This is a genomic window from Hydrogenophaga sp. L99, assembly GCF_058731905.1.
Map to the genome: position 1 here is coordinate 2,873,695 of NZ_CM178972.1, position 25,092 is coordinate 2,898,786.

The 25,092-nt window shown below is 65.3% G+C and carries 24 protein-coding genes; 23 read left to right on the top strand and 1 reads right to left on the bottom strand.

Features of this window, described 5'->3' with window-relative positions:
- Positions 1-17: 17 nt before the first annotated feature.
- The 23 genes from AC4QBL_RS13670 (at position 18) to AC4QBL_RS13780 (ending at position 23,671) form a co-directional block, all read left to right on the top strand.
- Complete coding sequence (locus AC4QBL_RS13670) at positions 18-1,166, top strand: acyl-CoA dehydrogenase family protein (protein ID WP_472907652.1); 1,149 nt, start codon at positions 18-20, stop codon at positions 1,164-1,166.
- A 10-nt stretch (positions 1,167-1,176) separates the two neighbouring features.
- Positions 1,177-1,671 (top strand): MaoC family dehydratase, encoded by a 495-nt coding sequence (locus AC4QBL_RS13675; protein ID WP_472907651.1) that lies wholly within the window; start codon positions 1,177-1,179, stop codon positions 1,669-1,671.
- A gap of 24 nt (positions 1,672-1,695) precedes the next feature.
- Complete coding sequence (locus tag AC4QBL_RS13680; protein ID WP_472907650.1) at positions 1,696-2,487, top strand: citryl-CoA lyase; 792 nt, start codon at positions 1,696-1,698, stop codon at positions 2,485-2,487.
- Between the two features lie 8 nt (positions 2,488-2,495).
- Positions 2,496-4,631, top strand: coding sequence for an acetate--CoA ligase family protein (locus tag AC4QBL_RS13685; protein ID WP_472907649.1), 2,136 nt, complete (start codon positions 2,496-2,498; stop codon positions 4,629-4,631).
- A 28-nt stretch (positions 4,632-4,659) separates the two neighbouring features.
- Positions 4,660-5,637, top strand: a complete 978-nt coding sequence (locus AC4QBL_RS13690; RefSeq protein WP_472907648.1) for a Bug family tripartite tricarboxylate transporter substrate binding protein — start codon at positions 4,660-4,662, stop codon at positions 5,635-5,637.
- Positions 5,638-5,939: 302 nt separating this feature from the next.
- Positions 5,940-6,641: a nitroreductase gene (locus AC4QBL_RS13695; RefSeq protein WP_472907647.1), complete on the top strand. Its 702-nt coding sequence runs from the start codon at positions 5,940-5,942 to the stop codon at positions 6,639-6,641.
- A gap of 157 nt (positions 6,642-6,798) precedes the next feature.
- On the top strand, positions 6,799-8,580 hold the full coding sequence (locus AC4QBL_RS13700) for an acyl-CoA dehydrogenase (RefSeq protein ID WP_472907646.1): 1,782 nt from the start codon (positions 6,799-6,801) through the stop codon (positions 8,578-8,580).
- A gap of 24 nt (positions 8,581-8,604) precedes the next feature.
- Entirely contained in the window at positions 8,605-9,354 is a 750-nt protein-coding gene (locus AC4QBL_RS13705) for an electron transfer flavoprotein subunit beta/FixA family protein (RefSeq protein WP_472907645.1), read from the top strand.
- Position 9,355: 1 nt separating this feature from the next.
- Complete coding sequence (locus AC4QBL_RS13710) at positions 9,356-10,288, top strand: electron transfer flavoprotein subunit alpha/FixB family protein (RefSeq protein ID WP_472907644.1); 933 nt, start codon at positions 9,356-9,358, stop codon at positions 10,286-10,288.
- 17 nt (positions 10,289-10,305) lie between these two features.
- Complete coding sequence (locus AC4QBL_RS13715) at positions 10,306-11,220, top strand: LysR family transcriptional regulator (RefSeq protein ID WP_472907643.1); 915 nt, start codon at positions 10,306-10,308, stop codon at positions 11,218-11,220.
- 25 nt (positions 11,221-11,245) lie between these two features.
- On the top strand, positions 11,246-11,473 hold the full coding sequence (locus tag AC4QBL_RS13720; RefSeq protein WP_472907642.1) for an EexN family lipoprotein: 228 nt from the start codon (positions 11,246-11,248) through the stop codon (positions 11,471-11,473).
- Between the two features lie 217 nt (positions 11,474-11,690).
- Entirely contained in the window at positions 11,691-13,694 is a 2,004-nt protein-coding gene (locus AC4QBL_RS13725; RefSeq protein WP_472907641.1) for a conjugal transfer protein TraG, read from the top strand.
- Positions 13,691-14,134, top strand: coding sequence for a CopG family transcriptional regulator (locus AC4QBL_RS13730; RefSeq protein WP_472907640.1), 444 nt, complete (start codon positions 13,691-13,693; stop codon positions 14,132-14,134). Before AC4QBL_RS13725 ends, AC4QBL_RS13730 begins: the two co-directional genes overlap by 4 nt.
- The gene (trbB, locus tag AC4QBL_RS13735) at positions 14,134-15,198 is read left to right on the top strand and encodes a P-type conjugative transfer ATPase TrbB (RefSeq protein ID WP_472907639.1); all 1,065 of its coding nucleotides are present in this window, start codon (positions 14,134-14,136) and stop codon (positions 15,196-15,198) included. The genes AC4QBL_RS13730 and trbB overlap by 1 nt, the downstream gene beginning before the upstream one ends.
- Positions 15,195-15,587: a TrbC/VirB2 family type IV secretion system protein gene (locus AC4QBL_RS13740; RefSeq protein WP_472907638.1), complete on the top strand. Its 393-nt coding sequence runs from the start codon at positions 15,195-15,197 to the stop codon at positions 15,585-15,587. The genes trbB and AC4QBL_RS13740 overlap by 4 nt, the downstream gene beginning before the upstream one ends.
- Positions 15,584-15,868 (top strand): VirB3 family type IV secretion system protein, encoded by a 285-nt coding sequence (locus AC4QBL_RS13745; RefSeq protein ID WP_472907637.1) that lies wholly within the window; start codon positions 15,584-15,586, stop codon positions 15,866-15,868. The genes AC4QBL_RS13740 and AC4QBL_RS13745 overlap by 4 nt, the downstream gene beginning before the upstream one ends.
- Positions 15,869-15,881: 13 nt before the next feature.
- Positions 15,882-18,353, top strand: coding sequence for a conjugal transfer protein TrbE (gene trbE / locus AC4QBL_RS13750; RefSeq protein WP_472907636.1), 2,472 nt, complete (start codon positions 15,882-15,884; stop codon positions 18,351-18,353).
- Entirely contained in the window at positions 18,350-19,078 is a 729-nt protein-coding gene (gene trbJ / locus AC4QBL_RS13755; RefSeq protein ID WP_472907635.1) for a P-type conjugative transfer protein TrbJ, read from the top strand. The genes trbE and trbJ overlap by 4 nt, the downstream gene beginning before the upstream one ends.
- A gap of 9 nt (positions 19,079-19,087) precedes the next feature.
- A complete protein-coding gene (gene trbL, locus AC4QBL_RS13760; RefSeq protein ID WP_472907634.1) occupies positions 19,088-20,437 on the top strand; it encodes a P-type conjugative transfer protein TrbL in 1,350 nt (449 codons plus the stop codon).
- Between the two features lie 12 nt (positions 20,438-20,449).
- Positions 20,450-21,154, top strand: a complete 705-nt coding sequence (gene trbF, locus AC4QBL_RS13765) for a conjugal transfer protein TrbF (protein WP_308326630.1) — start codon at positions 20,450-20,452, stop codon at positions 21,152-21,154.
- Positions 21,151-22,161 carry a P-type conjugative transfer protein TrbG gene (gene trbG / locus AC4QBL_RS13770; RefSeq protein ID WP_472907633.1) on the top strand — a complete coding sequence of 337 codons (1,011 nt, stop codon included), beginning with the start codon at positions 21,151-21,153 and terminating at the stop codon, positions 22,159-22,161. The genes trbF and trbG overlap by 4 nt, the downstream gene beginning before the upstream one ends.
- Positions 22,162-22,163: 2 nt before the next feature.
- Positions 22,164-23,426: a TraB/TrbI/VirB10 family type IV secretion system protein gene (locus AC4QBL_RS13775; RefSeq protein ID WP_472907632.1), complete on the top strand. Its 1,263-nt coding sequence runs from the start codon at positions 22,164-22,166 to the stop codon at positions 23,424-23,426.
- Positions 23,423-23,671 carry a DUF2274 domain-containing protein gene (locus AC4QBL_RS13780; RefSeq protein WP_472907631.1) on the top strand — a complete coding sequence of 83 codons (249 nt, stop codon included), beginning with the start codon at positions 23,423-23,425 and terminating at the stop codon, positions 23,669-23,671. The genes AC4QBL_RS13775 and AC4QBL_RS13780 overlap by 4 nt, the downstream gene beginning before the upstream one ends.
- Positions 23,672-24,072: 401 nt before the next feature.
- Here AC4QBL_RS13780 and AC4QBL_RS13785 read toward each other — a convergent pair whose 3' ends face one another.
- Entirely contained in the window at positions 24,073-25,026 is a 954-nt protein-coding gene (locus AC4QBL_RS13785) for a porin (protein ID WP_472907630.1), read from the bottom strand.
- Between the last annotated feature and the right edge of the window lie 66 nt (positions 25,027-25,092).

The window sequence follows — 25,092 nt, forward strand, 5'->3', positions numbered from 1 at the left end:
CGTGAGTAACCAACACTATGAACTTCGACTTCACTTCCGACCAGATTGCGCTGCGTGACAGCGTCCGCCGCTACCTGCGCAACGTGGTGAGCCCGCGTATCGCCGAGTGCGAAAAGGAAAAACACATTCCGCTGGATCTGCTCGCGGGCCTGAGCGAGTTTGGCTACATCGGCGGCATGCTGCCCGAGGATGCCGGTGGCCTGGGCTTGGACTTCGTGACGTGGGCCATGCTGATCGAGGAGGCGGGTTACTGCTGGGGCGCGTTGCGCACCATCGTCAACACCACCAACATCTTCATGCGCCTGGTCAACGGGCTGGGAACGCCTGAGCAGAAGACGCATTTCCTTGAGCCGGTGCTCGCGTCGAAAAAAGCGACCGCCGTGGCTTTCAGCGAGCCCAACCATGGCTCGAACCCCGCGGGCATCGAGGCCCGTGCCGAGGACAAGGGAAACCACTACCTCCTGAGCGGCACCAAGCTGTGGATCACCAATGGCAAGGCGGCTGATTTCCTGATCGTGATGGCCCGGCTGCAGGCAGCTGAGGGAGAGGGCGGCCTGTCGCTGTTCCTGATCGACAAGGCGCAGACGCCGGTCGAGGCGCGCCTGGTTGACAAGATGGTGCTCAAGGCTTCGGGCACATCCGAACTGTTCCTGGACGGCATCAAGCTGCCCAAGTCCGCATTGCTGGGCACCCCAGGCTCAGCGCTCAAGAATGTTGCCATCGGCCTGAACTACGGGCGCCTGAACATCGCCATGGGTGCGGTGGGTGCGGCGCAGGCTGCGCTCGACCTGTCGGTGGAATACGCCAAGACCCGTAAGCAGTTCGGCAAGCCCATCGGGCAGTTCCAACTGGTGCAAAAGCACATCGTGGACATGCTGGTGCGTACCGAAGCAGCGCGCGCCCTGGGCTACAAGGCGGCGATGTCGATGGAAAACGGCCTTCCCTCGCGCATTGAGTGCTCGCTGGCCAAGCTCTATGCCGCAGAGGCTGCGCACGAAGTGGCCAAGATGGCCATCGCAGTGCATGGCGGCATCGGCTATTCGACCGAATACCCGCTGGAGCGCATCTTCCGCGATACCGCTGGGGGAGTGATTCCCGAAGGTACAGCGGAGATCCAGACGCTGATCGTCGGGCGCGAAGTGCTGGGCATGTCGGCGATTGCCTGAGGGAAGACGCATGGACACGAGCACCCTTCCAGCGCCCCAAGCCATTGCCTCGTTGCGCTACCACTGGGAAGACCTGGAGCCGGGCCTGAGCTTCGAGACATCAAGCCGCACCGTCACCGAGGCGGACGTGGTGGGCTTCGCCGCGCTAAGCGCTGACTACAACCGCCTGCACGTCGATACACAGTACGCCGCTCAGTCGCCCTGGGGCACGCGCATCGCGCACGGCATGTTGGTGGCCTCGATTCTCTCGGGCTTGAACACGCGCACCGTCATCAATCAACTGCTGGAGCCGTCGCTCATCGGCCTGCTGGAGATGACGTACCGCTTTCCCAAGCCGACGCTGATCGGCGACACCCTGCACGGCCGCATCGAAGTCGCGAGTCGCAAGCCAACGTCCAACCCCGCGCGCGGCATCGTCGTCTTCCGTCGGCAGGCCATCAACCAGCGTGGCGAAGTCGTCTGCGAGTGCGATGCAACCATGATGGTTGCGCGCCGGGTTACCTGAGTTTTCTTCAACAAGAGGCTGAACATGATCCGTACCGAAATCGGCTACACCACCATTGACAAGATCACCGTGCGCGAAAAAGACCTGGCCAAGGAACTGCTGGGCCAGGTGGACTTCGTAGACATGATGATGCTGGCCATCCTGGGCCGCATGCCCGACGAGCGTGAGAAGAAGATGATCAATCTCATCCTCGTGACCGCGTGCGACCACGGCCTGACGCCCAGCGCGATGAGCGCGCGCCTGACCTACCTCGGCGCACCCGAGGCCATGCAGGCCGCCGTGGCCGCCGGACTGCTCGGCGCGGGCAGCGTCTTCCTGGGCACGACGCAGAATGCGGCCGAACTGCTCATCAACGCGGCACGCGACCTGAAGGACGAAGACGGCGACGATGCATTTGTCGCCTGCGCGCGCGAAACCATCCGCCACGCACGCGAGAAAAAGCAGCCCATCTACGGCGTGGGGCATCCCATCCACATCCACGGTGACCCGCGCATTCCGACCCTGGCCGCTGTCTCGCGCGACAACGGCTGCTTTGGCAAGCACTGGCGCCTGATGTACGCCATCGAGCGCGTGTTCCGCGACGAGATGGGCAAGAACTTGCCGATGAATGCGGTCGGCGCCATCGGCTCGATCATCGGCGACATGGGGCTGGACCCCCTGCTGGCACGCGGCTTCATGCTTGTTGGCCGCGCGGCGGGCCTGATCGGCCACCTCTACGAAGAGCGCCAAAACCCCATCGGACAGCAACTGTGGGATCTCGTCCTGGAGCAGGACCCGCGCAATGAAATCCCGGGCAAGCGCCGCGGCGCTGAGTGAGGTGTGCCATGAAGGACGAAACGCAAGGCATGATGTTCCAGAACTTGGACTTGCTGATGGAGCCGCGCTCGGTGGTCGTGGTCGGAGCTTCCGACCGGCCGGCAAGCCTGGGGCAGCGCGCGCTGACCAACCTTATCAAGCACTCGAAATTCCAGGGTGAGTTGTTCCTGGTCAACGCCACCAAGGACGAGGTCATGGGCCGGCGCAGCTACCGCCGTGTCGAAGACCTTCCCTGTGCGCCCGATCTCGCTGTGGTCGCCGTACCTGCCAATGTCGCCAACGATGTCCTCGAAGCCTGCGGCAAAAAGGGCATCCGTTTTGCCGTGGTGCTGACCTCGGGCTTCGGCGAGGCGGGCGAAGAGGGCAAGCGCCTGGAAGCACGCATGCGTCAGATTCCAGGTGAAACGGGAATCCGCATTTACGGGCCGAATTGCCCCGGTCTGACAAACACCAACAAGGGCTTGGGTTTCACCTTTTCCCCGTCCTTCGAGCATGACCGCATGACCGGGCCGATCGGCCTGGTGACGCAAGGCGGCGGATTGGGGCGCACCTTCCTGCAGGCATGTGATCGCGGCGTGGGCATCGGGCTGTGGTGCTCCAGCGGCAATGAGGCGGATCTCACCGTGAGCGACTACATCCACCACATGGTCTCGATGCCCGAGATCAGGGTCATCGTCACCCTGCTCGAAGGCATCAACGACCCGCCGCGTTTCGCGCAAGCGGCGCTGAAGGCTGCCGCGCACGGCAAGCCCATTGTGGCGCTCAAGGTCGGCAAATCGGAATACGGAATCAAGGCCACGCAATCGCACACAGCGGCGCTATCGGGCACCGCCGAGATCAACAGCACAGCCTTCAGGCAATTGGGCATCATCGAAGTCGATGACATCGACGAATTGATCGACACCGCCGCTTTGCTGGCGCGCGGCGTGCCAAAGAAGGATGCGCGCGTGGCGGTCTATTCCTTTTCGGGCGGCACAGTGGCGCTGGCGGCCGACATGCTCGGCCTGGCAGGTCTCGCACTGGCCGAGTTCGATCCGGCCACGGGCGCGAAGCTGCGCGAGTTACTGCCGTCGTATGCGGCCTTTGACAATCCGGTAGACACCACGGCCGAGATACTGGTCAACCCCGAGATCAGCTTTGGTTCTTTGCTCGCCGTGGCACGCGATCCCAATGTGGATGTGGTGCTGTACCCAATCCCGATGGAGTACGGCGCGACCACGCGTGCAGCCGCCGAGAACATGGTCAAAGTGCAGGCACAAGTCGATACACCGATCATGCCAGTTTGGCTCAGCGACCGGCTAGGCGAGGGCTTCCAGGTCATGGTCGCGGGCGGCTTGGTGCCCGTGCGCAGCCTAGGCAAAGCCATCAAGGCGCTGCGGTGCTGGAACAACTTCGGTAAACGTCAGCGTGGCTTCGATGCGGACTGGCTTCCCGCCATCTGCACCGAGAAGCATCACGCGGAGCAAGGCGTGCGCAAGGTCTACGGGGAATCCGAAGGCAAGGCGTTGCTCGCTGGTGCAGGCGTGCGTGTGCCCTCTGGGCGCGTGGCGCGCAATGCGCAGCAAGCGGTGGAAATCGCGGCTGAAATCGGTGGCGCCGTGGTCGCCAAGATCGCCAGTGCCGACATCCTGCACAAGTCCGACATTGGTGGGGTGATGGTTGGCCTGCGGACCGAAGCAGAAGTGCGTGCGGCCTGGGACTCGATCATGGCCAGCGCGCAAAAGGCTTGCCCGCAGGCGGACATCGACGGCCTGTTGATTGAGCAGATGGCTGATCTCAAGCAGGGCGTGGAGACCTTCATTGGCGTCCACTGTGATCCCTTGTTTGGCCCCATCCTGACCTTTGGGCTTGGCGGCATATACGTCGAGCTATTCAAGGACGTGAGCCGCCGCCTGCTACCGATCACACCTCGCGATGCCGGAGAAATGATCCGCGAAACCCGCTGCCACGAGCTGCTCAAAGGCTTCCGTGGCAGTCCCGCCACCGACATCACGGCGCTCGAAAAGATGTTGGTGGCTGTCTCGGATTTTGTCGTCCAAGGGAATCACCGTATCCAGGAAATGGATCTGAATCCCGTGATCGTCAGCACTGCAGGCGTGATGGCGCTCGACGCCGTTCTCATCACAGCGCAGACAGCCCCCTGATTTGCAAATATTCAAAGGAGATATTCACATGATTTCGCGACGCATGTTTTCCACAGGCACCCTGTTCGGCGTGTTGTCAGCAACTGTCGGACTGCCGGTGCATGCTGATACCTTCCCGGATCGCCCCATCAAACTCGTGGTGCCGTTCACTGCGGGCGGCCTTACCGACAATCTGGCGCGTGTTACGGGGCAATACGCCTCGAAGGTGCTGAACCAGCCCATCGTTGTGGACAACCGCCCCGGTGCAGGGGGTGGACTGGGAGCCATGGCTGTGGCACAAGCCACGCCTGATGGCTATACCGTCCTTCTGGGAACGCAAGGCACCCAAGCGACTAACTTGGCCCTTTACAAGAGCATCCGCTACAAGGATGGCGACTTCCGAGCCGTTCAGGGCCTGATGGCCATTCCCAATGTGCTCGTCGTCAATGCCTCAAAGCCTTACAAAAATCTGGCCGAACTCGTTGCATATGCCAGGAAGAATCCGGAGGCATTGACCTATTCGTCTCCGGGCGTTGGAACCGGCTCGCACCTGGCTGCGGAACTGTTCCAGACTGTGGCGGGAATCAAGCTCCGTCATGTTCCGTACAGAGGTAGCGCTCCCTCTATCACTGACCTGATCGCAGGCAACATCGATCTGAGCTTCGACTATCCGGTTACCACGGTACCGCATATCAAGTCGGGCAAGTTGCGCGCGATCGCCATGACCGGGCTGGAGCGCGTGCCCGTGCTGCCGGAGGTGCCTACTTTGAGCGAGCTGGGCTATGCCAAAGCTACGGCCGAATCATGGTTGGGTGTATTTGCGCCGCGCGAAACTCCCGACGCTGTCATGCAGAAATTGCAGTTGGCCTTTGCGCAGTCCATCGAGGACAAGGGCGTGCAGGAAAAGTTTGTCGAATTTGGTGGCGTTCCACTGCGCAAGTCTGGCAAGGCGTTTGAGGCTTTCGTGCGCGACGAAGTCGTGAGGTGGAAACAGGTGGTTGAGAAGTCAGGGGCGACTTTGGATTGAACTTTATCGACTCGGTATTCCGCCTGCAAAGCGCTGCCCGAGATGCATCGCGTGGCCGCTCGCCACCCCTTCCATTCGAGCGTCTGGCTGCGGTCAACCGGGTTTTGCCTTGTGCATACAAAGTCAACTCGCCATGCACTGGCGGGCAAGACGCGTATGTGCCGAGTGCCCAGAATACCGCCTGGTAGTACACCCAGGGGCGGCCCGTGGTCGTTCGGCATCGATGCATTCGCATGAATGCTTCTTCGGCAACGGCATGTCGGTGTGCTCACCCGAATAGCCCAGCAACCAGGAGAGAGTGAATGTCTGTCTGCGCCGCGCCTTTGCGCGACATGCTGATTGATGCGGTGATGCGCGAACGTCGTTCCGTGCGCGCCTTTCTGCCGACCCCGGTGCCGCAAGAAACGGTGGCCGAGATCCTGTCGGTGGCCGCCAGCGCGCCCAGCGGCACCAACGTCCAGCCATGGCAGGTCATTGCCGTGGCGGGCGAGGCGAGGAAGCGCCTGTGCGACCGTGTGCTGCACGCCTTTCACCATGAAGAGGGAGAGCACCAGTCCGAATACGACATCTACCCGCCCGAGTTCTTCGAGCCCTACCTGGCCAGGCGGCGCCGGTGCGGCTTTGCGCTCTATGCCGCAGTGGGAATCGCCAAGGGAGATACGGAGGCCATGCGCGCGCAGCATGCGCGCAACTTTGCCTTCTTCGATGCGCCGGTCGGTTTGATCTTCACCTTGGACCGGCGCCTGCCGCTGAGCAATTGGGTGGACTACGGCATGTTCATGCAGAACATCATGCTGGCGGCCCGCGCACGGGGCCTGGAGACCTGTCCGCAGATGGCATGGGTCCTCTACCCGCGCATTCTGGCTGAGACCCTGCAATTACCGGATGGGCAGATGGTGCTGTGCGGCATGGCACTGGGCTATGCCGACCCGGCGGCCGTGGTGAACCGCGTGCGCACCGAGCGTGAGCCGGTCGAGAACTTCACACGCTTCAGCGGCTTCTAGAAATCTTGTCATACCAACTAATCGCGTCGTAAGCCGCCTGAGAAATTCAGCCGCCCTGAAGCGGTTGATCGACCGGGCCTTGTCCTGATGGGTAGGGTCATGCATGGATGTATGCCCTATGGGGCTGGCGGGGTGAACCCACAAAGAGGAGTAAGCAATGTCTACCTACGCCGCGCCCTTGCGCGACATGCTGTTCACGATGAAGGAAGTCGGAGGCCTGGATGCGATCTGTGCCCAGCCGGGCCATGAAGAAACCACGCCCGACCTAGTCGAGGCCATCCTGCAGGAGGCTGCCCACTACGCCACCGGCGTGCTTGATCCGCTGAACCGCACCGGCGACGTGCAGGGCGCGCGCTGGCACGACGGCCAGGTCACGCCAGCCGATGGCTTTCGCGAAGCCTGGGCCAGCTTCTGCGAGAACGGCTGGAACGGCATGCCCGCTGCCACCGAATGGGGCGGCCAGGGCCTGCCCACGCTGGTGTCCACGGCCGTGCTGGAGATGTGGAAGTCGTCCAACCTCGCGTTCAGCCTGTGCCAGATGCTCACGCTGGGCGCGGTGGAAGCCATTGCGCACCATGGCAGCGACGCACTCAAGCGCCGCTTCCTGGCGCCCATGGTCGCGGGCCGCTGGACCGGCACCATGAACCTCACCGAGCCCCAGGCAGGCTCCGACCTGGCGGCGCTGCGCAGCCGCGCCGTGCCCGAGGGCGACCACTACCGCGTCAGCGGCAACAAGATCTTCATCACCTGGGGCGAGCACGACATGGCCGAGAACATCGTCCACCTCGTGCTGGCGCGCCTGCCCGATGCGCCGCCGGGCGTGAAAGGCATCTCGCTGTTCCTGTGCCCGAAGTACCTGGTCAACGACGACGGCACCCTGGGCGAACACAACGATCTGGCCTGCACTTCCATCGAACACAAGATGGGCATCCACGGCAGCCCCACGGCGTCGATGAGCTTTGGCGACCGCGGGGGCGCGATCGGCTACCTGGTCGGCGAGCCGAACCAGGGGCTGGCCTGCATGTTCACGATGATGAACCATGCGCGGCTGAACGTCGGCCTCGAAGGCGTGGGCATCGCCGAGCGCGCCTATCAGCGCGCACGCGCCTACGCGCTGGAGCGGGTGCAGGGCAAGCCACTGCTCAGCGGCAGCACCACCATCGCCGGCCACCCGGACGTGCGGCGCATGCTGATGGACATGAAGGCCCGCACCGAGGCCATGCGCGCATTGGCCTATTTCTGCGCCGGCCAGATGGACCGCGCCGCAGGCCACGCCGACGCGCAAGAGCGCGAGCAGGCACTGGCCCTGGTCGGCCTGCTGATCCCGGTGGTCAAGGGCTGGTGCACCGACAGCGCACAGGGCATCACGTCCGATGGTGTGCAGGTGCATGGCGGCATGGGCTACGTCGAGGAAACCGGCGCCTCACAGCACTTGCGCGACGCGCGCATCACGACCATCTACGAAGGCACGACGGGCATCCAGGCAAACGACCTGATTGGCCGCAAGCTGGCGCGAGAGGGCGGGCGCACGCTGAAGGCGCTGCTGGGCCGCATCGACGGCGATGCGCGCCGGTTGGCCGAGATGCCCGATGCCGCGCTGGCGCAGATCGGCGGCGTGTTAGCGGCTTCAGCGCGTGCGCTGGGGGACGCGGCCGACTGGCTGCTGGCCCACGACGACCAACCCGCGCAGTGCGCGGCGGGCGCCGTGCCCTTCTTGCGGCTGGCGGGCACGGTGATCGGCGGCTGGCTGTCGGCGCGCATGGCCGAAGCCGCCACTGCGCAACTCGCGGCGAGATCGGGCGATGCGGGCTTTCTCGGCGCCAAGCGTGCCACGGCCAGCCACTACGCGGCGCATGTCCTAGTGCAGGCGCCGACGTTGCGCGACATCGTCACGGGCGGCGCCGCCAGCACGCTGGCCCTGGCGGATGATCAACTCTGAATGATCCTGAAAGGAAACCCTCCCATGAAAATCCTGGTTCCCGTCAAGCGGGTGGTTGACTACAACGTCAAGGTCCGCGTCAAGAGCGATGGCAGCGGCGTGGACATCGCCAATGTCAAGATGAGCATGAACCCCTTTGACGAGATCGCCGTCGAGGAAGCCGTGCGCCTGAAGGAAAAGGGCCTGGTGACCGAAGTCATCGCCGTCTCCTGCGGCGTGGCCCAGTGCCAGGAAACCCTGCGCACCGCCATGGCCATCGGCGCCGACCGCGCCATCCTGGTGGAGACCGATGCCGACCTGCAGCCCCTGGCCGTGGCCAAGCTGCTCAAGGCCCTGGTGGACAAGGAACAGCCCCAGCTCGTCATCCTGGGCAAGCAGGCCATCGACGACGACGCCAACCAGACCGGCCAGATGCTGGCGGCCCTGGCCGACCTGCCGCAAGCCACCAACGCCAGCAAGGTCGAGCTGGCAACCGACAAGGTCAACGTGACCCGTGAAATCGACGGCGGCCTGGAAACCCTGGCCCTCTCCCTGCCGGCCGTCATCACCACCGACCTGCGCCTGAACGAGCCGCGCTACGTCACGCTGCCCAACATCATGAAGGCCAAGAAGAAGCAGCTGGACACCGTCAAGCCCGAAGACCTCGGCGTGGATGTGGCCCCGCGCCTGAAGACCCTGAAGGTCAGCGAACCCGCCAAGCGCGGTGCCGGCGTGAAGGTGGCCGACGTGGCCGCTTTGGTGGAAAAACTCAAGAACGAAGCGAAGGTGATCTGACATGACCGTACTCGTAATCGCTGAACACGACAACGCATCCATCAAGGGCGCGACGCTCAACACCGTGACGGCCGCCGCAGCCTGCGGCGGCGACGTGCACGTGCTGGTGGCCGGCCACAACGCCGGTGGCGCAGCCGCTGCCGCCGCGCAGATCGCCGGCGTTGCCAAGGTCATCCACGCCGACGGCGCCAGCCTGGCCCACGGCTTGGCCGAGAACGTTGCCGCGCAAGTGTTGGCCATCGCTTCCAGCTACAGCCACATCCTGTTCCCCGCCACCGCCAGCGGCAAGAACACCGCCCCCCGCGTGGCTGCCAAGCTCGATGTGGCCCAGATCAGTGACATCACCAAGGTGGTGAGCGCCGACACCTTCGAGCGCCCCATCTACGCCGGCAACGCCATAGCCACCGTGCAGTCGGGCGATGCCGTGAAGGTCATCACCGTGCGCACCACCGGCTTTGACGCCGCCGCCGCCACGGGTGGCAGCGCTGCGGTGGAAACCGCCGCTGCGGCCGCCGACGCAGGCAAGAGCAGCTACGTGGGCAGCGAGATCGCCAAGAGCGACCGCCCCGAACTCACCGCCGCCAAGATCATCGTCTCCGGCGGCCGCGCCCTGGGCAGCAAGGAAAAGTTCGACGAAGTCATCACCCCCCTGGCCGACAAGCTGGGCGCTGCCATCGGCGCCAGCCGCGCTGCCGTGGATGCGGGCTACGCCCCCAACGACCTGCAGGTGGGCCAGACGGGCAAGATCGTCGCGCCGCAGTTGTACATCGCGGCCGGCATCTCGGGCGCCATCCAGCATCTGGCCGGGATGAAAGATTCCAAGGTGATCGTGGCCATCAACAAGGACCCGGAGGCGCCGATCTTCAGCGTGGCCGACTATGGGCTGGAGGCGGACCTTTTCGCGGTTGTGCCGGAACTCGTCAAGGCCATTTAAATTGGATGAGATACACCATGGAGCTTCGGCATTTGCGTTGCTTTATAGCGGTGGCCGAAGAACTTCACTTCGGCCGCGCAGCGGAAAAGCTGCACATCGATCAGTCCCCTTTGTCGCGCACCATCAAGGAGATAGAGGAAGAGCTCGGGGTGCAACTGTTCACGCGAACCACGCGAAGCACCCGCCTGACCTTTGCCGGAATGGCATTCCTGGAGCGGGTGCCGCGAATCTTCGAAGCTCTGAAACAGGCGTGTGACGGCGTCAAGTCCGCCGCCAGTGGGTTTCAGCGACAGTTGCGCATCGCTTTGTCCGATGGCATCACGCCCTCGCGGATGCCGACGCTGCTGGCCAGGTGCCGAGAGGAAGATCCAGAGATTGACATTCGGTTATTTGAGGTGCCGTTGGACCAACAGGTCAAGGGTCTGCACGATGACCTGTATGACGTCGGTTTTTCGATGGCCGAAGAGGTGGGCGACGGCATTGTGGTCAGGCCTGCATGGGAAGACGAGCTGATGGTGGCGGTCCCAGCCCGCCATCCTGTGCTGGCCCACAAGCACGTTCCGTTGGAAGAAGTGTTGCGCTATCCGCTGGCGCTATGCGATCCGGCGATATGCGAAGGCCATGCACGCCAAGTTGATCGTGTTTTGCAGCGCTACGAGCAACAGCCACTGATCGCCCAGCGCGTGGCGTCCTATGAGGTGATGATGACCTTGGTCTCCGCCGGATTGGCACTTGGTTTGGCGGGCGCAGCGCACATTGCATCCGGCCGTGGGCCAGGTGTTGTGGCCCGGCGCTTGGCGGGCAAGTCGCAGATGCTGGCCACGTATCTGCTGCACCGTGACGTGGAGCCCTCCGAAATGCTGGCCCGGTTCATCGCACGAGTGGCCTCCATTGATTCGGCAGATGGCTCTAGCGCCGCCGAGGACTCCTGATCCACCTGCTGAAAGGACCCAAGCCATGACCCGATTCCTGCCGCTTCTGGTGGTCGCCGCACTGACGGCCTGTGGGCCATCCCAACCGACGGAAACTGTGGACTTCCTCGTGGCTCATCCTGAGCGCCTCAAAGAAGTCCAGCGCCTGTGCAAGGAAGACCGAGCAAAGGCCGGCGAGGAACTCTGTCGCCGTTCGGCCGAAGCCGCCAACCGGCGCTTCTTCGGCGATCGACCGGAACAGAAATCCAAATAGCGCCTCTCGCCGTCGCCTGGCAGCGACAAAGTTCTCCCTGTTACCTCATCACGCCGCAGCGCGCTCGCGCATGCGGCGTTTCTATTGTGTACGCCGCAGCAAGAAGTCTGGCTTTTTGGGTCTGAATCTCCGCCATAACGGTCTTTGACCGGCCTGCACGCTCGCCTTGATCCTCAGCACTACGGCACGTCCCTGTGCCGTAGTAGGAGGTTGACCAATGCAGGGAACGAACGTGCTGTTCGGGCAGATCGCCGTGGTGTTCGGCATCGTGATCGCGGGTGTGTGGGGCGCCACGCAATGGACGGCCGCCGCACTGGGCCATCAGTTGCGCCTGGGCTCGCCCTGGTTCGAGTTCCTGGGCACGCCGGTCTATCACCCGTGGCGGCTGTTCGAGTGGTGGTTCTTCTTCGATGCCTATGCGCCGCAGGTCTTCGACAGGGGCGGTGCCATCGCGGGCGGCAGCGGCCTGCTGGCGGTTGTGGTCGCCATCGGCATGTCGATCTGGCGCTCGCGCCAGTCCAAGCTGGTCACGACCTATGGCTCGGCGCGCTGGGCGAATGCGCAGGACATTCGCAAGGCCGGGCTGACGAACCCGGCCGGCGTCTTCCTCGGACAGCACGATCGCCAGTACCTGCGGCATGAAGGGCCGGAACACGTCCTGACCTTCGCGCCCACGCGCTCGGGCAAGGGGGTTGGTCTGGTGGTGCCCACGCTGTTGTCCTGGCCGGCCTCGGCCGTCATCCACGACATCAAGGGCGAGAACTGGAGCATCACCGCTGGCTGGCGCTCGCGCTTCTCGCACTGCCTGCTGTTCAACCCGACCGATGCCCGCTCAGCCGCCTACAACCCGCTGCTGGAGGTGCGGCGCGGCGCGCATGAGGTGCGCGACGTGCAGAACATCGCGGACATTCTGGTCGATCCCGAAGGGGCGCTGGAGCGGCGCAACCACTGGGAGAAAACTTCGCATGCGCTGCTGGTCGGCGCGATCCTGCACGTGCTCTACGCGGGCGAGGACAAGACGCTGCGTGGCGTGGCCAACTTCCTGTCCGATCCGGCATGCCCGTTCGAGCTGACCCTGCACCGGATGATGACCACGGCGCACCTTGGCGATGCGCCGCATCCGGTGGTGGCATCCGCCGCGCGCGAAGTGCTCAACAAGAGCGACAACGAGCGCTCGGGCGTGCTGTCCACCGCCATGTCCTTCCTCGGCCTGTACCGCGATCCGACGGTGGCCGAAGTCACCTCGCGCTGCGACTGGCGCATCGCCGACTTGATCGCATCCGAATCCCCGGTGTCGCTGTATCTGGTGGTGCCGCCTTCGGACATTTCTCGGACGAAGCCGCTGATCCGCTTGATCCTCAACCAGATCGGCCGGCGCCTCACGGAATCGCTCGACGGTAGCGATGGCATCGTGCGCCGCCACAAGCTGCTGCTGATGCTCGACGAGTTCCCCGCGCTGGGTCGGCTGGACTTCTTCGAGACGACCCTGGCCTTCATGGCGGGCTATGGCATCCGCAGTTTCCTTATCGCGCAGTCGCTCAACCAGATCGACAAGGCGTATGGGCAGAACCATTCGATTCTGGACAACTGCCATGTGCGCGTGACGTTCGCCACGAACGACGAGCGCACGGCCAAGCGCATCTCCGAGACGCTGGGCACCGCGACCGAGCTGCGCGCGCAGCGCAACTACGCTGGCCACCGACTGGCGCCGTGGCTGGGCCACCTGATGGTGTCGCGCCAGGAGACGGCCCGTCCGCTGCTGACGCCGGGCGAAGTCATGCAGCTTCCGCCTGACGAAGCCGTGGTGATGGTGTCCAGCGTGGCACCGATCAAAGCCAGGAAGCTGCGCTACTACGCGGACAGCAATTTCAAGCAGCGCGTGCTGCCGCCGCCTGTGCTCGCCTGTGGGCGCTATGCCGACGTTCCGCCAGCCCGGCCTGACGACTGGAGCGGGCTGGCGATTCCCGCTGTGCCTGCGACCCCTGACATCGAAGCCATCCAGGGATTCGGTTCCACCGCCGACGACGGTGGCCCCCGCCGCCAACCCGAACTCTCCGAAACCGTCGCCTATGACCCCGAGCTGTCCGCGCCTGCAGCCGACCTCGCGCTGCTCGATGACGAAGACGACACACCGCTTCCCCTTCCGCGCCAGTTGGACCCGGCACTGCAACGCACGGCCCGACTGGCATCCCTCGACCCTGACGACGGAATCGACCTATGAGCCAATACCGCCTCAATCTGTTTATCCAGTCCGAGCATGCCAGGCGGCTCGACGAGCTGGCCGCCAAGAAAGGCGTATCCAAGTCCAGCATCGTTGCCGCAGCCTTGGCATCCTGGCTATCGCCGGACGCCGCCGACCAGCGCGAGGCGGCGATTGCCAAGCGGCTGGATCGGCTGTCGCGCCAGGCCGAGCGCATGGAGCGTGACCAGAACATCCAGATCGAAACGCTGGCGCTGTTCATCCGGTACTTCCTGACCGTCAGCACACCAATTCCCGAGGCGCATCAGGACGCCGCCCGCGCCCAGGGCAAGGCGCGCTTCGAGCAGTTCGTGGAGCAGTTGGGTCGCCACCTGCTGCGCGGGCGCAGCCTGGTGCGTGACGTGGTGGAGGAACTGCATCCCGATCCCACGCGCATGGATGAAGCACAGGAGCGTGCCTGATGAGCGCGGTTCCTTCGTCCTCCTTCACCGCCACCGCGCTGGACCGCCGCATCCGCATGCTACGCACGGCGATGGGGCCGCTGATCGCCGCTGCACTGGAAGACCCGGATGTGGTGGAAATCATGCTCAACCCCGATCGGACGCTCTGGATCGACCGGCTTTCCACGGGCCGCGCGCCAATGGGCGTGGAACTGCCCGAGGTCGACGGCGAACGCATCATCCGCCTGGTGGCTGCGCACGTGGGGGCGGAGGTCCATCGCGGCCAGCCGCTGCTGACCGCCGAACTGCCCGAGACGGGTGAACGCTTCGAGGGCATCCTGCCGCCCGCCGCACCCGGCCCGGCCTTCGCGTTGCGCAAGCGCGCCGTGGGCGTAATCCCGCTGGCGCAGTACGTCAGCGACGAGATGATGACCACGGGGCAGGCAGATTTTCTGGTCCGGGCCGTGCGCGAGCGCCAGAACATCCTGATCGCGGGCGGCACCAGCACCGGCAAGACCACGCTCGCCAATGCGCTGCTGGCCGAGATCGCCGCCACGGGCGACCGCGTGCTGGTACTCGAAGACACCATCGAGCTGCAATGCGCTGCCCGCGACCACGTGCCGCTGCGCACGCGCCAGGGTGTGGTGTCGATGCGGGAACTGGTGCGCTCGTCCATGCGCCTGCGCCCGGATCGCGTCGTGGTCGGCGAGGTGCGTGGCCCGGAGGCGCTGGACCTCATCAAGGTCTGGGGCACGGGCCACCCGGGCGGCATCGCCACCATCCATGCCGGCTCCCCGCTCGGGGCGCTGCTGCGCCTGGAGCAGCTGATCCTCGAAGTGGCGATGAACCCGCCGCGTGCGCTGATCGCCGAGGCGGTCAACGTGGTGATCCACATCGCCGGGCGCGGACGCAAGCGCCGCATCGAGAGCATCGCTCGCGTCGCCGGTTTCGACGGCGCGGGCTATCACCTGGCGGACGCGCTGGAAGCGCCATTTCCCGAGCTTCCCGAGCTGACGCCGGTTCATCTCGCAGCCGATCCGGCTGCGCCTTCCCTGTCCCCTGACTCACCTGGAGAACTGCCATGACGCAGATGACCATTCCTGTTTTCCGTGTTTCCGTCAATCCGCCTCCCCACCTGTCCGGCTTGGCACGGCTGCGCACCCTGGCCCGCCCGGCGGGGCAAGGGCTACTGTTGGCCGCGCTGATGCTGTTGCTGGCCGGCACGGCACAGGCCGCCGGTTCCTCGATGCCCTGGGAAGGGCCGCTGCAGTCCATCCTCGATTCCATCCAGGGGCCGGTGGCGCGCATCGTCGCGGTCATCATCATCATCGCCACGGGCCTGGCGCTGGCCTTCGGCGACACCTCGGGCGGGTTCCGCAAGCTGATCCAGATCGTGTTCGGCCTGTCCATCGCGTTCGCCGCGTCCTCGTTCTTCCTGAGCTTCTTCAGCTTCTCCGGCGGGGCCGTCGTATGAGTGCCCCGGACACCTTCGCGACCGGGTTCGCCCGTGGGTTCGAGATTCCGCTGCATCGGTCTTTGACCGAGCCGATCCTGCTAGGTGGCGCCCCGCGCACCGTGGCGATTGCCAACGGCACGCTGGCCGCCGCCGTGGGCCTGGGCCTGCAGCTGTGGATTCCGGGCATCGTGCTGTGGCTCGCCGGGCATTCGCTGGCGGTGTGGGGTGCGCGCGTCGATCCGCAGTTCATGCAGGTCTTTGCGCGGCACATCAAGCATCGCCCGCTGCTGGACGTGTGAGGGAGATGCCGCGATGCTGAACCTCGCCGAATACCGCCAGCGGCCCGCGCTGTTGGCCGACTGGTTGCCTTGGGCCGGGCTGGTGGCGCCGGGCACCGTCCTGAACAAGGACGGCAGCTTCCAGCGCACGGCGCGCTTCCGTGGCCCGGACCTCGACAGCGCCACGCAGGGCGAGTTGATCGCCACGTCGGCACGGCTCAACAACGCGCTGCGCCGGTTGGGCTCCGGCTGGGCCTTGTTCATCGAGGCCGAGCGCCGGCCCGCCGCCGACTACCCGCACTCGGAGTTTCCTGAACCCCTGTCCTGGCTGGTGGACGAGGAACGTCGCGCGGCCTTCGAGGATTCGGGCAACCACTTCGAGAGCGGCTACCACCTCACGCTGGTGTACCTGCCGGCCGAGGAGTCGCGTGCGCGCGCAGCGGGACTGCTGTACGAGAACCGTCCGACCGAGGGCGTGGACTGGCGCGAGCGCCTGACCGCTTTCGTCGCGGAAACGGATCGCGTCTTCGACCTGCTCGATGGCGTGATGCCGGAAATCGCCTGGCTCGATGACAGGCAGACGCTGACCTACCTGCATTCCGCCATCTCGACGCGGCGCTATTCGCTGGCGGTGCCCGAGGTGTCGTTCCACATCGACGCGCTGCTGGCCGATTCCGCACTGGTCGGCGGCCTGGCGCCCATGCTGGGCGACCAGCACCTGCGCGTGGCCACGGTGCGGGGTTTTCCGACCTCGACCTGGCCGGGGATTCTGGACGATCTCAACCGCCTCGGATTTGCGTATCGCTGGAGTACGCGCTTTCTGTGCCTCGACAAATCCGAGGCGGAACGGGAGTTGGGGCGCCTGCGCCGGCAGTGGTTCGCCAAGCGCAAGAACGTCCTCGCCTTGCTGCGCGAAACGATCTTCCAGCAGGAAAGCCCGCTGGTCGATACCGATGCGAACAACAAGGCATCGGACGCGGACGCCGCTCTGCAAGAGCTGGGCAGTGATCAGGTCGCCTTCGGCTACCTCACCGCCACGGTGACGGTGCTCGATGCCGACCCGGCCGCGGCCGACGAGAAGCTGCGCATGGTGGAGCGCGTGATCCAGGGCCGGGGCTTCGTCACCATACCCGAAACCCTCAACGCGGTGGATGCGTGGCTGTCCTCGATCCCCGGCAACGCCTATGCCAACGTGCGCCAGCCCATCGTCTCGACGCTGAACCTGGCGCACATGATGCCGCTGTCGGCGGTGTGGGCCGGACCGGAGAAGAACGAGCATCTGGGTGGCCCGCCGCTGATCGTCACGCGCACCGACGGCGCGACGCCGTTCCGGCTGGTGACGCACATCGGCGACGTGGGCCACACGCTGGTGGCCGGCCCGACCGGCATGGGCAAGTCGGTCTTGCTCGCCACGCTGGCGATGCAGTTCCGCCGTTATCGCGGCTCGCGCATCTTCGTGTTCGACATGGGTCGCTCCATGCGCGCCACCATCCTGGGCCTGGGCGGCGAGCACTACGACCTGGGCACGGATGGCGAAATCGCCTTCCAGCCGCTCGCGCGCATCGACCACGAGGGCTACCGCACTTGGGCGGCGGAATGGGTGGAAGGCCGGCTGGCGCACGAAGGCGTGGCGGTTGGTCCCGACGAGAAGGCCGCCATCTGGTCAGCGCTGGGAAGCCTTGCCGGTGCGCCGCTGGAGCAGCGCACCATGACGGGCCTGTCGGTGCTGCTGCAATCGAACGCGCTGCGCCAGGCGCTCGCGCCCTACGTGCTGGGTGGCGCCCACGGCAAGCTGCTGGACGCCGACCACGACCGGCTGGGCATGGCCGACGTGCAGTGCTTCGAGATGGAGGAGCTGATGCACAGCAAGGCCGCCGTCATGGCCGTGTTGCATTACCTCTTTGCGCGTTTCGATGAACGCTTCGACGGGGAGCCCACGCTGCTGATCCTCGACGAGGCTTGGCTGTTCCTCGACGACCCGGTGTTCGCGGCGCGCATCCGCCAGTGGCTCAAGACGCTGCGCAAGAAGAACGTCTCGGTGATCTTCGCCACGCAGAGCCTGGCGGACATCCAGGATTCGAGCATCGCGCCGGCCATTGTGGAAAGCTGTGCGAGCCGCATTTTTCTGCCCAACCCGCAGGCCACCGAACCGCAGATTCGCACGATCTACGAGGGTTTCGGGCTCAACACCCGCCAGATCGAGATCGTTGCCACGGCGCAGCCCAAGCGCGACTACTACTACCAGTCGCGCCTCGGCAATCGCCTGTTCGACCTCGACCTGGGGCCGGCCACGCTGGCCTTCGCGGGCGCCTCCACGCCACAGGACCAGCGCGCCATCGACGAGGTTCTGGGCCACGCCGGCGCGCCCGGCTTCGCGCTCGCCTGGCTGCGCCATCGCGGCCTCGATTGGGCGGCCGACCTGCTGCGCGCGTTCCCCGGCCTCGCGCCGCTGACGCCTCATGTTTCCCCTCGCTTCGCTGACCACTCACAGGAGAACCTGCCATGAAGAAACGCCTTCTCACCGCCGCCATCGCGGCCATGCTGTGCACGGTGTCCCCCGTGCAGGCGCAATGGGTCGTGATCGACCCCACGAACCTCGTGCAGAACACGTTGACCGCGATCCGCACGCTGGAGCAGATCAACAACCAGATCCGGCAGTTGCAGAACGAGGCGCAGATGCTCATCAACCAGGCGCGCAACCTTGCCAGCCTGCCGTTCAACGTGGTCAGCCGGCTGCGCAGCAACCTGGCGACCACCCAGCGGCTGATCGCCCAGGCCAGGGGCCTGGCCTACGACGTGGCGAACATGGATCGGGAGTTCGCGCGCCTGTACCCCGAGCAGTACGCCGCCGCCGTCAGCGGCGACCAGATGTACCGCGACGCGCAAGAGCGCTGGAAGAACACGCTCAATGGCTTGCAGACCACCATGCAGATGCAGGCCCAGGCGTCGCAGAACCTGAGCGACGACGAAGGCGTGCTGGCCGATCTGGTGGGCCAGAGCCAGTCCGCCGTGGGCGCGCTGCAGGCGATGCAGGCGACGAACCAGTTGCTGGCCTTGCAGGCCAAGCAGTCCATCCAGGCGCAACGGCTGCAGCTCACGCAGGACCGGGCGGCCTCGCTGGAACTGGCGCGGCAGGCAGCGGCGGCCGAGCGCGGGCGCGAGGTGACGCGGCGCTTCCTGGGCAGCGGCACGCCGTACACGCCGCAGTCCGTGGACTTCTACGGCAACTGACGCGCTGCCATGAACGACGTGACGGTCATCGACCGCTTCCTCGACACGTTCTCGCGCTACATCGACTCGGGCTTCGGTCTGCTGCAGGGCGAGGTGGCGTTTCTGACCGCCACGCTGATCGCCATCGACATGACGATCGCCGGGCTGTACTGGGCGCTGGGCCACGCCAGCGGCCAGGGGGAGGATGTGATCGCCAAGCTGCTGCGCAAGGTGCTGTACGTGGGCGCCTTCGCCTACATCATCGGCAACTTCAACACGCTGGCCGGCATCGTGTTCCGGTCCTTCGCCGGGCTGGGCCTGACGGCCAGCGGCTCGACCCTCAGCATGGGCAGCTTCCTGCAACCGGGCCGGCTGGCCAAGGCAGGGATCGACGCCGGGGCGCCGATCCTGCGGCAGATCAGCGACCTGGCGGGGTTCCCCGAGGTGTTCGTGAACCTCGCGCCCATCGTGGTGCTGTTCATCGCCTGGCTGATCGTGATCCTGTGCTTTTTCGTGCTGGCGGTGCAGCTGTTCGTGACGCTGATCGAGTTCAAGCTGACCACGCTCGCGGGCTTCGTGCTGGTGCCGTTCGCACTGTGGAACAAGACCGCCTTCCTGGCCGAGAAGGTGCTGGGCAACGTGGTGGCTTCGGGCATCAAGGTGCTGGTGCTGGCGGTGATCGTGGGCATAGGTACGGGGCTGTTCGCCGAGTTCACGGTGCATCCGGCCGAGCCCTCCATCGACCACGCGCTGGTCGTGATGCTGGCGTCGCTGGCCCTGCTGGCGCTGGGGATCTTCGGGCCGGGCATTGCCACGGGCCTGGTGTCCGGTGCTCCGCAGTTGGGCGCTGGTGCGATGGCCGGGGCCGCCGTGGGCACGGCAGGCGCCGCCGTGGCGGCTGGAGCGGCCGTTGCCGGCGCGGGCAATGCCATCGCGGCCGGAGCGCGCATGGCCCCGGGCGCCGCACGCATGGCGGCCAGCGGGGCGCGTTCGGTGGCTTCGACGGCCAGCAGCGCCAGGTCGGCCTTCCAGTCCGGCTCGGCTTCGGTCGGCGGCGGCGTCAAGGGCGCGGCCGCTGGCGTGGGGAATGTCGCCAGGGCCGGTGCACATGCGGCCGGGCAGAAGGTGGCTGAAGGCGCGCGCTCCATGAAGGAGCGGGTTGCGGCGGCTTTCCGCGAAGGCGGCGGTGCAGAGGCTGCCGGTGGCACTGCCGAAGGCGCGCCCCAGGCCGAAGGCGCCAATGAACAGCCTGCCTGGGCCAAGCGCCTGCACCGCAGGCAGCAGCTCACCCATGCCGCCACGACCGCCGCCCACACGCTGCGCGGTGGCGATGGCGGCGGCTCGGGTTCCGGTCCGAGCCTGCGTGATTCCGATTCTTGAGGAGAACCATCCATGCGATTCAAACGACCACAGGTGCGCTATGCCGATACGCCGCAGCCTGCAACCCCGTATCAATCCGCCGCCCAGGCCTGGGACGAGCGCATCGGCTCAGCCCGCGTGCAGGCGAAGAACTGGCGGCTGATGGCTTTCGGCTGCCTGTCGCTGGCCTTGCTGATGGCGGGCGGCCTGGTGTGGCGCTCGGCGCAGTCCATCGTGACGCCTTACGTCATCGAGGTGGACCAGGCCGGCCAGGTGCGCACCGTGGGCGAGGCGGCCACGCCGTACCGGCCGACCGATGCGCAGACGGCCCACCACATCGCGCGCTTCGTCACGCTGGTGCGCTCCCTCTCCATCGACCCCATCGTGGTGCGGCAGAACTGGCTCGACGCCTACGACTACGCCACGGACAAGGGCGCGGTGGTGCTCAACGAGTACGCCCGCACCAGCGACCCGTTCGCGCGCATCGGCAAGGAGTCGGTGACGGTGCAGATCGCCAGCGTGACCCGCGCCAGCGACACGTCGTTCAACGTGCGCTGGACCGAGCAGCGCTTCGTCACCGGCGCACTGGACCGCACCGAGCGCTGGAACGCGGTGGTGTCCATCGTGCAGCAGACCCCGCGCACCGAGCAGCGGCTGCGCAAGAACCCCCTGGGCATCTACGTCAACGGCCTGTCGTGGAGCCGTGAACTCGATTCTTCCGAAGGAACAAAACCATGAACACGTTTTTCTGCAAATCCGCTTTGCCGGTGGTCCTGCTGGCATCGACCGTTCTGTTCGCAGGCTGCGCCACGCAGGGCAAGCCGCCGCCGGTGATCGCGCTGGATGAGCCGGTACAGGCCCAGCCGCTGCCGGAGACGCCGAAGCCTGTGGAGGTCGTGACCATGCCCGAGGTATTGCCGATGCCGGCGCAGTTGAAGTCCGTGGCGGAGGACAGTGCCAAGCTCGCAGCGGAACCTTCTGACGAGAAAGTGCGCGTGTCCCGCGCCAATGCCGAGGCGCGCATGGCGCCGACCCGCGAGGGCTACGTCAATGCGATCCAGGTCTGGCCGTTCACCGATGGCGCGCTGTACCAGGTCTATGCGGCCGTGGGCCGCGTGACCGTGGTGGCCCTGCAGCCGGGCGAGGAACTGGTGACAGTCGCTGCTGGCGACACCGTGCGCTGGATCGTGGGCGATACGTCCAGCGGTTCCGGTGCGGACTTGCGTGTGAATGTGATGGTCAAGCCGATCCGCTCGGGCCTCAAGACCAATCTGGTCATCACGACCAGCCGGCGCACCTACCTGATCGAGCTGACCTCGACCGACAAGGCGTGGATGGCATCCGTGTCCTGGGACTACCCCAAGGACAAGATGCTGGCCCTGCAGCGCCAAGCGCAAGCGGCCAACGCTGCGGCCCCCGTGGATACCGGCCTGTCGCTGGAGCGCATCCGCTTCCGCTACGCGCTCAGCGGCAGCAACCCACCCTGGAAGCCGCTGCGCGCCTTCGACGATGGCGAGAAGGTCTACATCCAGTTCCCGCCAGGGATCGCCCAGGGCGAGCTGCCGCCGCTGTTTGTGATCGGCGCGCAGGGCGATGGGCAGTTGGTGAACTACCGCTTTCGCCCGCCGTACTACGTCGTGGACCGGCTGTTCGGCGCGGCCGAACTGCGCCTCGGGGCAGACAAGGGCGACGTGGTGCGCATCGAGCGCACGGACGGGGTGGTTGGTGCAGCGGGGAGGAACTGAGCATGAGCCAGGACGACACTCCCGGCCTTGCCGCGCCTTCGGCGGGCAAGGTGGCTCCCGAGGCGGTGACGCTGCGCGCCCAGCCGCGTCCGGTCACGCGCCTGAATCGGCGCACGCTGGCCATCCTCACTGGCGGCCTGTCGGTGGCAGTGCTCGGAGCCACCATCTGGTCGCTCCAGCCGCACCGGCGTGGCGCGGGCGAACATACCGAGCTGTACAACGTGGATCGCGTCTCGAAGTCCGAAGGGCTGGATAGCCTGCCAGCCGACTACTCCAAGCTGCCGGCCAAGGTGCCCGAGCTGGGGCCGCCGCTGCCGGGCGATCTCGGCCCGGCCATCGTGAAGTCGCAGCAGCCGGTGACGCCGGCCTATGCACCGCCGGGACATGACCCGGAGGACGCACGGCGCAAGGAAGCGGATGCGGCGGCGGCCTCGACGGTGTTCTTCCGCTCGGGCGGACAGAAGACCGCTGCGCCTGCGCAGGCCGCCACTGCCGGCTCGGCATCTGCCTTGGCGGTCTTCGACCCGCTCGCCGCTGGGCCGGCCTCGACGGCGGCCCAGCCCACCGACCCGACCAGCGCGCAGAACCGACAGGACCTGAAAGAGGCTTTCCAGAAAGCCGGTTCTACGGAAACCCGCAATTCCGGCCATCTGCAAATGCCTGCCTCGCCGTACCAGGTCATGGCCGGGACGGTGATCGCCGGGGCGCTGGTGACGGGTATCAAGTCGGACTTGCCGGGCGACGTGATCGCCACGGTGACGGAGCCGGTCTACGACACGGCCACCGGGCGCTTCCTGCTCATCCCGCAGGGTTCGCGCATCCTGGGCCGCTACAACAGCCAAGTGAGCTACGGGCAGAGCCGCGTGCAGGTGGTGTGGAACCGGGTCATCCTGCCGGACACGTCTTCGCTGACGCTGGACAACCTCGTGGGTACCGATCCGGCCGGCTACGCCGGGCTGGAGGATGGCGTCGATTGGCATTGGGGCCGCATCTTCGCCGGCGCGGCGCTGACCACGCTGCTGGGCGTCGGTGCCGAGCTGGCCGCGCCGGAGAACCGCCAGGACGGCAACCGCATCGTGATCGCCGGGCGCGACAGCGCACAGGACAGCATCAATCAGGTGGGCCAGGAAATCACCCGGCGCAACATGAACATCCAGCCGACGCTGACGGCGCGGCCAGGGTTGCCGGTTCGGGTGATCGTGACAAGGGATCTGGCGCTGCGGCCCTACCAGCCGCTCTTTTACCAGCGCGGAGGTGTTCGATGAGCATGCCCAAGAAGCTGCGACTGGGTCCGCTGCCGAGGCTTGAAGCCACGAAGCTGACCTTCGCATGCCCTGCCAGCCTGAAAATTGACCTGGATCGCTACGCCGCGCTCCACGCGCAGGCATATGGCGATGCGGTGGATGCGGCCACGCTGATCCCGCACATGCTGGAAGCCTTCATGGCGGGGGATCGGGCGTTCAGAAAACGAATGACTGTCAAGGCTGTCCCGCCGCAACAGACCTTATGATCCGGCCATCGCACCACGACGAAAGCGCAGCCCGTGGGCTGCGCTTTCGCTTGTGAAGGAACTGGCAGCAAGCCGACACTATGATGACGGTGCGACCTTGCCCGCTACTGTGCCCCTGCGTTAGCTACCGCGAAGCGCCTATGTGGCACCTAGCCTCCAAGGTGGCACAGGCTGGCGGCGATAGGATTTAGCCTAACTCTTTATCCCGTAAGCCCTTTTTTGCAGCTACCGGTCTCAGAAAAGACTTGACGCCTGACATTTTTTATGTGCGCTCCATGCGGCGCAAGCCGCATGGGAAACGATTTGCAGAGGTCAAACACCATGTTCAAACCCAAAAAAACCCCGGGTGATGCCCGGGGTTTTCTTGAAACCAAAACCAGCGGTCTTACGACCGCAGGGCTTTAGAAAGCGTGACGCACGCCCACAGCGAAGAAGTCGCCGTCAGCAGCGCCGGACTTGCGGCTTTCTGCGCGCAGACCGCCGTACACCGAAGTGCGCTTGGACAAGCTGTAAGCAGCTGCCACGCCGAAGCCGCTGTCAGCCTCGCCGCCTTTTACGTTGGAACGGGCGTAGCCCACCGACAGGGTCAGCGCGCTGCTCAGAGGCACGTCTGCACCGATCTGGTAAGAGTTGGTACGGACACCGGCTTCTGGCTTGGTGGTGTAGTAGCTAGCCAGCAGCTTGGCCATGCCCAGATCGTAGGAACCGTTAACGATCAGGCCTTCTTGACCGTTTTCGTCGTCTTCAAAACCGACAGCGGCACCGATAGGACCGTTGGCATAGGCCACATTGACGGCGCTGATACGACCGTCGCCGTCGGCGCTACCCTTATTACCGTTGAGCTGGGTGCTCACAGCAGCGGTGAAACCGGCAAACTCGGGGGTTGCGTAGTACAGCTGAGCATCGGCTGCGCCGGTGTAGCCGTTCAACCAGACAGCATTGGCCGACAAAGCCGAGTCAAAGCCGCTGTTAGCAGCACCGAACACATCGTCCATCGCGTTGAAGCTGCGGCCCAACTTCACGGTACCAAAACCACCGCTGAGGCCAATGTTGGCTTGGCGGGCAAAGGTATTGCCTTCGGTAGCACCGTTGGTCAGGTCAAGCGCTTGTTCGAAGTTGAAGTGAGCCTTCAAGCCGCCACCCAGATCTTCGGTGCCCTTGAAACCCAGGCGGCTGGTGGACACGCCACCGCTGCCAACTTTCATTTTACCTTTGACGATGCTGTCGTCAGCAAGCGTCTCCTCTTTGTACTTGCCGACCCAGATGTCAGCGATACCGTAGAGGGTCACGCTGGACTGTGCAAATGCGGCGCCGGAAGCAGCCAGAACGGCCAGAGCAATCAGAGATTTTTTCATGAGGATTTCCTTTTGAAAATTCCAGCTACGTACATCGAAGCCGGATGTGAAAGCAAGTCACATGGC